This window comes from Streptomyces sp. NPDC088812 (genome assembly GCF_044750285.1).
In the GTDB taxonomy this organism is placed as follows: domain Bacteria; phylum Actinomycetota; class Actinomycetes; order Streptomycetales; family Streptomycetaceae; genus Streptomyces.
Genome location: NZ_JBIVJP010000012.1, coordinates 167218 through 179499, shown reverse-complemented (window position 1 = coordinate 179499; position 12282 = coordinate 167218). Strand labels below are relative to the sequence as shown.

Here is a 12282-nt window from a genome sequence, read left to right as displayed (position 1 = left end):
AGCTTCGGACGGCGTCCGGACTCCGGGGGCTTTCGAACATTTCCCTTCGGTGCACCTGCGCACCGGGGCAGCGGTACGACGAATGGCGACACCGAACGGCGTGAGGCGAATCACGCACCTGTGCACATTCCTAGCGTCTTGATTGACTCAGCGAAGGTGTAGATGATGCTCCGTGTACTGCTGGTTCATGGCCGGGATTCCGGGCATCCTCGAGTCAAGGAACTTATCGAACGCGCATCGGGGATCGAACTGATCGCGTCGGTCGAAAGCGGAATCGAGGGCGTCCGACTGGCTCGGGACCTGCGACCGGATGTCGTCCTCGTGCACGCTCACGCGGCAGGGATCGATGGTATCGAGGTATCGCGTCAGATAACACACGCACCATGGGCGGCCGCCGTTCGCGTAGTGATGTTGGCCGACCACATCACGGAGACCTGGGTGCTTGGGGCTCTGAACTCCGGAGCCAGCGGGTTCCTCGAGACCGAGAACCGCGCGGATCATCTCGTCGACACCATCAAAGCCGTTGCGCGCGGTGACGCACTTCTGTCGCCCGCCGCGACACGCTATGTGCTCGACAAGGTCTTCCCCTTGGCGCACGTCAGCGCCCATGACGCAGTTGTCGGAAGGTTGGGCGACCTCACCCCGAGAGAACGAGAGGTGGTAGCCCTTGCTGCTCTCGGACTGGACAACAGGGAAATATCCGATCGCTTGATCGTCTCGCATCTGACGGTAAAGACACACATAAATCGCGCCATGCTCAAGCTCAATGCCAGAAGTCGCGCTCAACTCGTCGCGAAGGCCCACCGAGTCGGCCTCGTGAGCACAGGCGACGCAGAATAGGAGTCCTCGTGCTCGTCGGCTACCGCCAGAACCCTGGGGCGGGGAACGCCTGGCGCTCCGCCCTCGGCAGACGGGGCCGGTCACGGCGGGTGGTCTCCGAGTAGCGGACGACATCGTCTTCGCACCAACCACCCGAGTCGGCCCCCTGTTGCACTTCAGCCCGTGGTTGCACGGGGGATCTCCCCCGATAATGAGTACTGGGGCGGCTTGCTCTGCTCCCAGGGGCCGGCAACGCCTCTGCCGTGCTGCGCACAGCTCGCCGAGGACAGAGAGGGGAGGGGCCATGGCTGAAAGCCACGCTGAGCGTCGGCCTGCCGGAGAGTTGGAGGCCAGCGTACTGGCTGCACTCTGGGCGGCGGGGAGACCACAGTCGGCCGCGGAGATCAGGTCTGCGATGCCGCAACCGCTGGCCAGGACTACGGTCGCGACGCTGCTGGCACGTCTCTACGACAAGGGTGTCATCGACCGCAGTCCCGCCCATCGCGGGTTCGTCTACTTCCCTGTCGAAGACTCCCACGGCCTGACCGCCCGCCGAATGCACCGTGAACTCGACCAGGACGGTGACCGGAACACGGTCCTGGCCCGGTTCATCGACGGACTGACAAGTGAAGACGAGGCGGAACTGAGGCGACTGCTGGACGAGAACGGACACTGAGCTGATCCGGGCCGTTCGCTGCCGGCATCGGAACGTGCTCCTTCGCCGACTGTCCCGTAAGGGGCCAGGGGTGCTGAGAGCCCGAACCTGCGGGTGAGGCCGGGTACTTGCTCGGCGAAGGTCATGCGCTCGCAGAATTCTTCCTCGCAGACGAACCGCCGCACCCACATCGGTCAAGGGAGCTGCTACTCCGGCGTCCCGATCGGTCGAGGCCGGCGCCTACGACCGGCTCGGCCGACTGCTGCCGCCGTTCCAGGACGGCGCCGGCGCCGAGGGCGCCCTGACGGCCCTCCGCACCTTCCACGACACCGTCGCTGAGGACTACGCCGTCATGGGCTGGTCAGGGGAGTACGGGAGCCGGTCCTGACGAGGGAGAGCTGAGCGGGCTGTACCGAATCTCCGTCTAGGCTGCTGGCGTTGGTCAAAGCATCACAGTGGGGGTACAGAGCCGATGAGCCATGCCACGGAGGTTTTCCAGCCACTCCAGGCCGACGACCCGCCGGTGGTGGCGGGCTACCGACTTGCCGCGCGGCTGGGTGCCGGTGGCATGGGCCGGGTGTATCTGTCGCACACGCAGGGCGGCCGTCCCGTGGCGATCAAAGTCGTGCGGCCGGAGCTGGCCGACGACCCGAACTTCCGGAGGCGGTTCGGCCGGGAGATCAAGGCGGCCCGACGGGTCCGCGGGGCGTACACCGCCGAGCTGATCGACGCGGACGCGGACGGCGTACCACCGTGGCTGGCCACGCTGTACGTGCCAGGGCCGTCGCTGACGGAGGCGGTGACCCGGCGCGGGCCGCTGCCGGTGCCCGCGGTGCTGTGGCTGATGGCGGGGGTGGCCGAGGCGTTGCAGGCGATCCACGCCGAGGGCATCGTGCACCGGGACCTGAAGCCGTCGAACGTGCTGCTGGCCGCCGACGGTCCACGGGTGATCGACTTCGGTATCGCGCTGGCCGCCGACGGGACCTCGTACACGGCGACGGGGGGCACGATCGGCACGCCCTCCTTCATGGCCCCGGAGCAGGCGTCCGGGGGTGAGACGACGGCGGCGGCCGATGTCTTCGCGCTCGGCCAGACGGCGGCGTTCGCGGCGCTGGGCAGGCCGCTCTACGGCGACGGTCCGGCCGTCAACGTGCTGTACCGGATCGTGCACTCCGCACCCGAACTGTCCCTGCTGCCCGAGTCGCTGCGGCCGCTGTTCGCCCGGTGCCTGGCCGCCGACCCGGCGGAGCGGGCCACGCCGGCGGAGGTCGTGCAGTGGTGCCGGCAGCGGCTGGGGGCGGACACCGACGGGAGCGGCGGGCCTGCCGTGTGGCGGGAGGTCACCGGGCCGGAGATCACCGTTCCGGCGCCGGTACCCGAACCGACCCCGGTACACCCGCGGCCGCCGGTGCCCGCGCCCGCCCCGGCGAACCGGCAGCCGCAGTTCGGGCGGCCGCAGCCGACGCCGGAGGAGCGCAGGGCCCGCAGGCGGCGCACGGCGCTGATCGCGGCCGCCGGTGTGTCGGGAGGCGCGTTGCTCGTGGTGGCGCTGGCATGGTCGCTCATGGACGCGAAGGACCGGCTCGGCGACCGGAACACGACCGGCTCCGGGACGTCCGCCACGGAACCGGCCGCGCGGTCGTCGGCATCCGCGCCGGGATCGTCGTCGGGCCCCTCCTCGGAGTCGTCGGAGGGCCAGGCCGGTGACGGCGCATCCGGGGACGCGGCGTCACCGTCGGACTCGCCGCAGGTACCGCGGCCGGAGGGGTTTCCCCTGGTGATGCTGGACGCGAAGAACTCGCTGAGTCTCGACAGCTCCGAGCCGGAGCTGAAGAACCGCAAGGGCGACATCCGCTTCGGTTGCGAGTCGAGCGGCTGCGAACTGACGGGAGACAGCACCGTGTTCGTCCAGATGTTCGGAGCGCACGGCACCACCCTCGATGAGTGTCGTCTCCTACTGAACAGTGCCGAGAGCCACAGCTGGCCGCTGGCCGCGGCGGCGGCCGGCACCGAAATCTGCATGAAGGACACCGAGGGCAACATCGGGCTGTACGTGATCCAGACGAAGTCGACCGCCCTACCGGACCTCGCCTTCCTCCAAGGAGACCTGACCATCTGGCGGTACGCGGCCTAGTTGTACGGCCCTGAGAGGTCGGGGACGCGGCCGGCGGGTGACTGGCCCTTCAGCACGGTGTGTCCGCGGTGGTGATCGCAGGTGTGCAGCCATTCGGGGACGGTGATCGTCTGGCGCAGTCAAGGTGATGATTCACCGTTGCGCAGAGTCGAGATGGCGAGTGTCGCCAAGGCTGACGACCTGGCGGTTGTGGAAGAAGTCGTCCTCACGCAGCGTGGTGATGCTGCCGGAAGGGGCCCGGAAACTGACGTAACCGGCCGACTCGATCGGCATCCTGATCCAGGACGCCACGACGAATGTCAGCGAGCCGCCGTGGGTCACGATGATCTGGTGTTCGCGCGGACACTGCAGGATCTCGTCCATGGCCGCATAGATGCGGCGCACCCACTCCGCCTTCGTCTCGGCACCCTCCACGCCCTCGTCATGGTCCATCCGTTCCCCGACAGCCGGCGGTGGTACGAAGCGCCGGTCCAGCCACTCCTGCGGCCTTCCCCCTGCTCGACCGTAGGACTTCTCCCGCAGCCTGCCATCAAGGGTCGGCCTCACGCCGAACAGTCCGGCCACCTCCTCGGCAGTCCGGCGGGTGCGCTGCAGATCCGAGGAGAACAGCTCCACCTCGGCGCCGTCCGGGATCTGGGCCCGAAGCGCCTGGGCGATGGAGGCCGCCGCACGGACGCCGGCGGGTGTCAGACGCGAGTCGTACCATCCGCCGACGACTCCCTCGACGTGGTGCGTCGCCTCGGGATGGGTGACGACGTAAAGAGTGCGCACGAGAGCCTGCCCTTCGTCTAACGACTCCTAACAAAAGGAGGTTTCCGTACCTTCGGGAATGACGGGTGTCAGTTCTCGTTGATGCTGGCCGAAGGGGGTGCGAGCCAGTCGAGACGAGGAAGACCGCTGCCAGACCGTGGGAGATCGACGACGGATTGTGGGCGCGCATCGAGCCGCTGCTGCCGGTCGTCCCGCGTAATCCGCGGCGTCCAGGTCGTAAGCATCTGGACAGTCGCAAAGTGCTGTGCGGGATCCTGTTCGTGCTGCACACCGGCATCCGCTGGGAGTATCTGCCCCAGGAGCTGGGCTTCGGCTCGGGGATGACCTGCTGGTGACGGCTGCGGGACTGGAACAAGGCCGGGGTCTGGCAGCGCCTGCACGAGCTGCTGCTCTCCGAGCTGCGGGCCGCAGTCCTGCTGGACTTCTCCCGCGCCGCAGTCGACTCCAGCCACATCCGCGCGTTGAAGGGCGGTGCCGGCCACCGGTCCGTCCCCGGTGGACCGGGGCAAGACCGGCGGCAAGCACCACCTGATCGTCGAGGCACACGGCACCCCGCTCGCGGCAATCACCACCGGCGGCAACCGCAACGACGTCACCCAACTGACCCCGCTGATCCAGGCCGTCCCGCCGATCCGCGGCAAGTGCGGCCAGCCACTGCGCCGCCCAAGCACCTGTACGCCGACCGCGGCTATGACCACGAGGTCTACCGGGACAGGTCCGCCGGTCCCAGATCACCCCACACATCGCCGTCGCGGCACCGGGCACGGCTCCGGCCTGGGTTTGTACCGCTGGGTCGGGGAAGGAACCATCGCGCTGCTGCACTGGTTCCGCCGCCTGCGCATCCGCTGGGAGATCCGCGACGACATCCATCACGCGTTCGTCAGCCTCGGCTGCGCCGTCATCTGCTGGCGACGACTGCGCACCGCACTTTGTGGAGAGTTAGGGCAGGCGACGCGCCCCGGGGGGATGGCGTGCTCGATGCGTCAGAACGCATGCGTGGCAGTCGGGCCCGCGCGGCCTCACATCCGGGATCTCAGCACGTCGACCTCACAGCCCGGCGCGAAGGGGTCGAAGCCCTGCTCGATCAGCGAGCGCACTGCCAGCAGGCTTCGCAACGACGACCACGCGTGGATCACGTCGAGGTCGATGTCGGTGCCGTAGCCGGCGATGACGTCGTCGAGGTGCTCCTCGTGTCCGAGTATGAAGGTGGCGAGGTCGTACAGGGCATCTCCGTGGCCCGCCTCGGACCAGTCGATGATGCCGGTGACTTCGTCGCCGTCGACGAAGACGTGCGCTATCTGCAGGTCGCCGTGCGTGAACGCCGGAGTCCACGGCCGCAGCGCGGCCTCGGCGACCTGCCGGTTGCGGGTGACCAGGTCGGCCGGCAGGACGCCGTTCGTCACGAGCAACTCGCACTCGTCGGCTAGCTCCTTCGTCAACTCGTCGATGCTCCGGCCTGCCCGGCCGGGCCGGGGCGGCAGCGGCGCGTCGTGCAGCTTCCGGATGGCGGCGCCCGCCGCGGCCCACGCCGCCGGCGACCCGGTCGCCGGCCCGCCGAGGCGCCCAAGCGTCGTCCCCGGGAGTGCGGCGGTCGCGAGCACGGGCGGCTTGCGCCACAGGACCTCCGGGGTCGGGACCGGCGCGAGGGACATCGCCTCGACCTCGACGTCGATGCGCGCCTGATCGGCGTCCACCTTCAGGAACACGTCGCCGACGCGCAGAGTCGCGCGCTCGGAATGGGCGACGACGACTTCGACCTCATCCATGGGCGACCAGTATCCCGGGCCTGATCGCCGACGTCGCCAGGTTTATCGCGTGCGATTACGCGGCTGACCGGGTCCGCTACCCAGCGGCCTCGTGCACGACACCGACCTCTTCATCAACGCAGCGATCGGCGGCATGCGCATCTCGAGCCAGGGCGGCGCCGACCGGACCACGCTGGAGTCGATCGCCGAAGTCACCCTCGACGCACTGACCCTGTGACCCACGCTCCGCCCCGGGCGGTGCCTGCCCGTACTCGCGTTTTGAACTGATCAATCCATAACACTTCAACATCACGTCACCCGCCCCACGCCGGTCGGCGTCGACCCCCAAGGAGACACCGTGCCCCGTGCCGTATACGTCCTGGCACTCGGCATCTTTGCCATGGTGACCAGCGTAGTTCGTGGTCGCCGGACTGATGCCGCAGATGGCCGACGGCCTGAACGCCACCATCCCGCAGATCGGATACCTCATCACCGCGTTCGCGGTGGCCATTGCGGTCGGCGGGCCGTTCCTCACCGTGGCGCTCATGAAACTCCCGCCGCGGACGGCACTGATGGTGCTGTTCGTCATCTTCCTGGCGGGCAATGTCCTGGCTGCCACCGCGACCGGCTACTCCACGATGATGGCCGCGCGGATCATCACGGGCATCGCCTCCCAAGCCTTCTTCGGCGTGAGCATCTCGAAGTGCGTCCAGATCACCCGCCCCGAGATCCGCGGCCGGGCGATCGCGGTCGCCATGAACGGCCTCATGCTCGGCACCCTGCTCGGACTGCCCATCTCCACCCTGGTCGGCGAGCGGTTCGGCTGGCGCGCGGCGTTCTGGACCATCACCGCCATCACTGTGATCGCCGCCTTGACCACCCGGTCGACCGGCGACGGACCGGTCGCGGCTCCCCCCTTTTCGCACGGACGTGCGAGCCGTCCACACACCCTCGTGACATCGGGGTCTTTCTCGCACACACTTCGGCAGATGCACGAGCGTGATCATCAGCCGCTCGGTGAACACCAGGTGCTGCCGAGGCCCGGCTCCGGTCTCCACCGCGCCGTTCCCACAGGGCCGGCTCCCGGGCCGCCGCCCACTTCGGGGCGAGCTCCGGAGACAGTGGAGCGGTCCACTCCGTACAGGTGGGCCAGCGCCGCGTGCGCGAGGCCCCCTCGGCAGTCCGCCGGGTGCTCTGCAGATCCGAGGAGAACAGCTCCACCTCGGATTCGCCGTCCCCGACCTGCCCCGGATTGCGCCTGCGCACGCTGGAGGTCCTGTTTCGCTTGCCCCCCGCTCCCGGCCCCGCCGAGGACAGCGCGCACCGCTGCCTGGACCGGGCCGACGTCGACACCACGGCATCCGCCTACCGGTTGTCGGGACCGTTACGCAAGTGGGCACCGTCGAAGGACGTGGCACGTGCGGTCGGGCGTCCTCGCCGAGCAGAGCGGAGCGGAGCAGAGCGGGTGAGTGTTGCTCCGTGTTTCGGGTCGAGTACGGGACGCAGCCGGGTACCACCGCGCCGGTCCGGTCACGTCCGCGTTCACCCGAGAAGGCCGAGCAGGGTGTCGGCGACGGCGGCCGCAGCCGGCGGATCGATCCGGCCGAGCGCGGCGAAAGCCGGTACGCACGGGCCGCGGCGCAACGCCTCCGCGAGCAGCCGTACGGCGGCCGGATCGTCAGGCGAGGACTCCACCCGCACGAGCGGGTCCTCGACGGCCGGCTCCGGGCGTCCGCGGGGCTCGGCCGGGGAGGCCGACGGGGCGTGGTGGGTGCGTGGCGCGTGGTGCTGCGCGTGGAGGGCGTCCAGACCCAGCCGGCGCCGGGCGGGGTCGGTGATGGCCGCCACGATGCGCTCCGCGCGTGCGAGGTCGCCGCCGCGGGACGCCTCCCAGGCCACGCCGAGCAGTGCGGGCGGGCGGCCGCCCCGGACGGTGATGCCCAGGGCCGCCCGCTCGGCAGCGTCGAGTTCGCCCCGGGCCGCGGCGAGCCGCGCCACTTCGGTCAGGGCGTCGGCCCGTCGGTCCGGGGCGTCGACGGTCAGGGCCACCTCGATGGCGCGTTCCGTCTCCCCGGCCGCCGCGCAGGCGCGTGCCACGTCGGTGAGTGCGAGGGCCCGCTGGTCGGGGTGGTCGACGGCGCGGGCCGCCTCGTCGGCTTGGTCCAGGTCGCCGACGTGGATCGCCGCCGCGAGCCATGCCTGTGCGGCACGGATCCGGTTGTGCGGTTCGTCGATCCAGGGAACGAGCCCGCCCACCGCCCGCGTGCGTGCCCGTGCGGTGTCGTGGCGCGCCCGGTCGGCCGCGGCGCGGGCTCGGGCGGCGAGTCGTTCGGCCCAGGCGCAGGGTATGGCGGCCGTGTGCGCGAGTTCCTCGAAGATCCGGTCCGTCCGGTCCCGGTCGCCGGTCGCGGTCACGACCGCGGCGATGTCGGTGAGGGCGTCCGCGCGGGTCGTCGGGTCGGGGATGCGGCGGGCGGCGGTCTCGGCCGCCACCATGAGCATGCCGATCCTGCCGGTGTCGGAGTGCGGGAGGAGGGCCCAGGCGGCCGCGGTCAGCGCGTCCGCCTGCCAGACCGGGTCCGGTACGGCGCGGGCCGCCGACTCCGCGGCCTCCAGCAGCTCACGTGCCCGCGCCGGAGCGGCGGACGTGACGGCCGCCCGTGCCACCGAGATACGCAGGGTCACCTGGATGTCGTGCTGGGGGGCCAGGCCGGCCAGGAGGTCGGCGACGTCGAGCCCTCCGTCGTCCAGGGCCTGTAGCGCGGCCGTGGTGATCAGATCCGGGCTGACCTCCTCGGCCGGCAGGCCCCGTGCGACGGCTGTCGCGGCCGCGTGGTCGCCGGCCCGCAGATGGGCCCGGATGAACGCCGGGGCCAGGCCGTGCCGTGCGGGCGGGCTGGTGATCAGCTCGGCGGTGGCGTGGGCGGCGTCCAGGTGACCGGACTCCAGCGCCGCTTCCACGATCCGCACCAGCAGGTCCGTACGGCGGTCAGGGCCGGCGAGCGGCGGAACGGCGGCGACGGCATCGTCCACGTGGCCGAGCCGCGCCGTCAACGCGACGGCGTCGCTCAACGGGTCCGGCCCCCAGAAGGGGGGTCTTCGCGCAGCCTCGTCGCGGAGCACCTGGGCGGCCAGGGTCGTCGCGTGCGCGGATTCGCCCTGATCGTGGGCGAGGTGTGCCAGGCTCAGCAGCGCACGCGGGCGCAGGTCGTCGCTGTGGAGTGAGGACGCCGCGGACGCCGCCTCCTCGAAGGCTCCGGTCTCGGCCATGCTCTGCACGACGTCGAGGAACACGTTCTCCTGCTCCCGGGCCGACGGTTCCCCCAGGAGTTCGAGGGCCTCTGCGAACAGCTGCCGGCCGCGCTCGGCCACTCCCCCGTCGACGAGGTGCCGTGCCGTCCGGGCGAGGGCGGTGGCGAGGTGCGTGGCATGGGGAGCGAGCCGCTCGCGGGCGATGCGTTCCACCTCCTCCAGCAGGCCGGCCTCGACGGCCGTGCCGACCAGCCGGTTCAGCAGCGCCACCCCGCCCTCACCACCGGGCGAGGACAGGGCGAGTTCCTCGGCTGCTTCCGGAGCGCCCGCCCGTACCAAGTACTCGACGACGTCCGCCAAGGGGCCGAAACGGTGGTCCCGGCGGTGGATCACCCGCGCGACGGCCAGCGCGCGGTCCGGGTCGTCCACGGCCAGGGCGCGCTGCACGACCTCGTCGAGCAAGAGGTCCGGCCGGTCGGGGCTGACCAGCGCGGTGTCGCACCGTTCCGGGGAAGCTGGAGCGGCGCCGGCCGCCCCTCTCGCCTGGAGGATGTCGTTCCACAGGTCGGCCCGCAGATCGGGGTGGCCGGCCTGGTACGCCGTCGTCTCCGCCGCGTGGAACAGATCCGCCGCGTCGTCGGCGCCGAGCGAGCGGGCGGCCGAGAGAAGCTCCTCGACGTCGCGGGCGATGATGCTGTCGAAGCCGGCGGCCGCCTGCTGGGCGCCGCCGCTTGCCGAACCGTTCTGTCCCGCCGGTTCGCCCGCCGGCTTCGCGGCCGGTGCCTCCTCCGGCCGGCCTTCCGGCGCCGTCGCCTCCGTGATCCCCCGGAGCGCCGCGGCCCGCAGGTCCTCATCGGTGATCGACCGGGCGAGAGCCTCCGCACGCGTGTGGTCGCCCAGCTTCGCCCACAGCGGGGGAAGTTCCGGGGAGATGTTGCGGTTGCGCCGGGCCATGACGTCCTGGTGCACGCCGATCGTCGCCATGGCGGTCAGATCGGGCGGGTGCCCTTCGAGCAGCGCGTCCTGGGTGGCGACGAGTTCCGCCATGGCCGCGGTCTCCGCGCCGGAGCGCGCGAGCATGAGGGCCTGGCGGGCCGGGTCGGTGGCGAGTGCGGCCATGCGTGTGACCGAGCCGGTGGCCTGGAGGAGCCGGAAGTAGCCCAGCAGGAGGAAGTCAGGGGTGTCGCCGGGCCAGCCGCGGTCGTCGTAGGTGTCGGCCCAGGCGTGCAGGCTCCGCCGGTACGTGTTCAGCTCGTCGGGGCCGAGGAGATCGAGTGCCTCCTGTTGGAGGTCCTCGTGGCCGAGCACGTAGGTCTGTCGTTCCTGCCAGATGCCGGCTCTCGTGGTGAAGGTGCGTCCGGCCGTCGCGCTCAGGCGGTCCTCGACCTGCCAGACCTTGCGCCCGGTCAGCTCTGCGAGGTCCGCGGCGCCCAGTCCGCCCCCGGCGGCGGAAACGAGACCCAGCAGGTGCCGGTCGGACGGATCGGCCAGCAGGTGCTTGAGTTCCCGGCGCATGGCGGTTCTCGTCAGCGCGGCGTGCGGGGACGAGCCCAGGGTCCGCCAGGTGGCGGGGTCGTGCAGGGGGTGGTCCTCGCGGACGTCGGGCGGCAGCGGAGGGTTGAGTCGGCCCGCGACGACCACCCGCAGGGCGGCGGCCGGCCGCTGCGGCAGCAAGGCGGCGATGCTGTGCCCGTCGGCGCCCCGATCTTCGTCCAGACCGTCGACGACCAGGACCAACCGCTCGCCGCGCGCTCCGCACAGCGCGGCCGCCTCGTCGAGCTTCGCCAGCGTGTGCGCGTCGCGGGTCGACTCGGTGAGCAGCACCGGGGCGGGCTGCCCGAGCAGCGCGAGCACCTGTTCCAGCACGGCGTCGGAGAACGCCACCCGGTCGTCCTGGCCGGCCAGACGGGCGGTGACGAAGAACGACACCACCCGGATGCCGGGCGGCGGGTGCAGGACGAACCACGACAGCAGCGCCGACTTGCCCGCCCAGGCCGGAGCGCGCAGCCTCAGGTACGGTCCCCCGTCCGGTTCCGTGCAGAACTGCGCCAGTTCCTCCAGTTCCCTCGCCCGCCCGAGGAGTTCGGCCGGGGCGATGCGCTCGACCTGGGCGGTGTAGGCGGATCGGCTTTCCTGTGCGTGCCCGGATCCGGGCTGCGGCGTCGGCACCGGGCGCAGATCGGCCGGACCCTCGACGGCGAACCGCCGCCACCACGCCCCGGGATCGGCGACGCCCGGTCCCCAGCGGGGCCGGTCCGGATCCGCCTCGAGGGCTGTCAGGGGGACGACGGTGATCGCCGAGGTGCCTTCCGCGGGCGCGTGTTCGACCACCACCCCGAGCAGGCATTCCTCGGCGACCACCGGACCGCCGGACATGCCCGCCCACGGCGACTCGCCGGCCTGCACCCGCCCGCTGCCTGGTGCTGCGGGCTCCATGGAGACGACCATGCTGAGCAGACCACGCGTGAGTTTCGACAGCGGCGCGATGCAGCCGATCACCTGAACGCTGTCGCGGGCGGGGACGGGCACGGGCGACTCGGCGAAGCCGGGGTGGCCGAACGCGTGGCAGTGGTCGACGGCCACCGGTGTGCTGCCGTCCCTCACCACCCGGCCCAGCGGGAGCGGCGGGTACCCCTCCCCCGGCAGGCCGTCGGCCCGCAGCAGGGCGAGGTCGGGGCCGGGGCCGTCCGGATCACCGACGAACTCCGGGTCGACGGTGGCGGCGTAGGACCGCTTCCGGTCGTCCCGTACCGTCACGCCCACCGCACCCGCCACCACGTGCGCGGCGGTGAGCACGGTCTTGCCGACGACGACGCAGCCCGAGCCGTACCGGTAACCGCCGCCCGGCCCGAGGTCGGCGATCACCTCTACCAGGCGGTCCGACCACGGGACGCCGGCCAACGCCT

6 protein-coding genes and 4 pseudogenes are annotated in these 12282 nt (G+C 71.3%); 6 read left to right on the top strand and 4 right to left on the bottom strand.

Annotated elements, in window-relative coordinates; genetic code table 11:
* Positions 1-162 precede the first annotated feature (162 nt).
* The 3 genes from ACIP67_RS22210 to ACIP67_RS22200 all read left to right on the top strand — a co-directional run bounded on the left by ACIP67_RS22210 (position 163) and on the right by ACIP67_RS22200 (position 3608).
* On the top strand, positions 163-840 hold the full coding sequence (locus ACIP67_RS22210; RefSeq protein ID WP_401693916.1) for a LuxR C-terminal-related transcriptional regulator: 678 nt from the start codon (positions 163-165) through the stop codon (positions 838-840).
* Between the two features lie 283 nt (positions 841-1123).
* Complete coding sequence (locus ACIP67_RS22205; RefSeq protein WP_401693914.1) at positions 1124-1495, top strand: BlaI/MecI/CopY family transcriptional regulator; 372 nt, start codon at positions 1124-1126, stop codon at positions 1493-1495.
* 451 nt (positions 1496-1946) lie between these two features.
* On the top strand, positions 1947-3608 hold the full coding sequence (locus tag ACIP67_RS22200; RefSeq protein ID WP_401693912.1) for a serine/threonine-protein kinase: 1662 nt from the start codon (positions 1947-1949) through the stop codon (positions 3606-3608).
* On the opposite strand, the pseudogene ACIP67_RS22195 reads toward ACIP67_RS22200, so the two are convergent.
* Both ACIP67_RS22195 and ACIP67_RS22190 read right to left on the bottom strand, forming a co-directional pair.
* Positions 3605-3706: pseudogene (locus tag ACIP67_RS22195) on the bottom strand (IS481 family transposase); the annotation flags it as partial. The gene ACIP67_RS22200 and the pseudogene ACIP67_RS22195 overlap by 4 nt on opposite strands.
* A gap of 34 nt (positions 3707-3740) precedes the next feature.
* Positions 3741-4379 carry a histidine phosphatase family protein gene (locus ACIP67_RS22190; protein ID WP_401693910.1) on the bottom strand — a complete coding sequence of 213 codons (639 nt, stop codon included), beginning with the start codon at positions 4377-4379 and terminating at the stop codon, positions 3741-3743.
* A gap of 143 nt (positions 4380-4522) precedes the next feature.
* On the opposite strand from ACIP67_RS22190, the pseudogene ACIP67_RS22185 reads away from it, so the two are divergent.
* Positions 4523-5306 (top strand): annotated as a pseudogene (locus tag ACIP67_RS22185) (IS5 family transposase); the annotation flags it as partial.
* A 92-nt stretch (positions 5307-5398) separates the two neighbouring features.
* On the opposite strand, the gene ACIP67_RS22180 reads toward ACIP67_RS22185, so the two are convergent.
* Positions 5399-6145 carry a phosphotransferase family protein gene (locus tag ACIP67_RS22180; RefSeq protein ID WP_401693908.1) on the bottom strand — a complete coding sequence of 249 codons (747 nt, stop codon included), beginning with the start codon at positions 6143-6145 and terminating at the stop codon, positions 5399-5401.
* A 109-nt stretch (positions 6146-6254) separates the two neighbouring features.
* Here ACIP67_RS22180 and ACIP67_RS22175 point away from each other — a divergent pair.
* Both ACIP67_RS22175 and ACIP67_RS22170 read left to right on the top strand, forming a co-directional pair.
* Positions 6255-6362, top strand: a pseudogene (locus tag ACIP67_RS22175) (TetR family transcriptional regulator); the annotation flags it as partial.
* 120 nt (positions 6363-6482) lie between these two features.
* Positions 6483-7005, top strand: a pseudogene (locus tag ACIP67_RS22170) (MFS transporter); the annotation flags it as partial.
* Positions 7006-7666: 661 nt separating this feature from the next.
* Here ACIP67_RS22170 and ACIP67_RS22165 read toward each other — a convergent pair.
* A complete protein-coding gene (locus tag ACIP67_RS22165) occupies positions 7667-12277 on the bottom strand; it encodes a trypsin-like peptidase domain-containing protein (RefSeq protein ID WP_401693906.1) in 4611 nt (1536 codons plus the stop codon).
* Positions 12278-12282: the final 5 nt, after the last annotated feature.

What these genes read in the sequence shown, in the direction of transcription:
- ACIP67_RS22210 (WP_401693916.1), top strand. Translation starts at nt 163, where the DNA reads ATGATGCTCCGTGTACTGCTGGTTCATGGCCGGGATTCCGGGCATCCT.
- ACIP67_RS22205 (WP_401693914.1), top strand. Translation starts at nt 1,124, where the DNA reads ATGGCTGAAAGCCACGCTGAGCGTCGGCCTGCCGGAGAGTTGGAGGCC.
- ACIP67_RS22200 (WP_401693912.1), top strand. Translation starts at nt 1,947, where the DNA reads ATGAGCCATGCCACGGAGGTTTTCCAGCCACTCCAGGCCGACGACCCG.
- ACIP67_RS22180 (WP_401693908.1), bottom strand. Translation starts at nt 6,145, where the DNA reads ATGGATGAGGTCGAAGTCGTCGTCGCCCATTCCGAGCGCGCGACTCTG.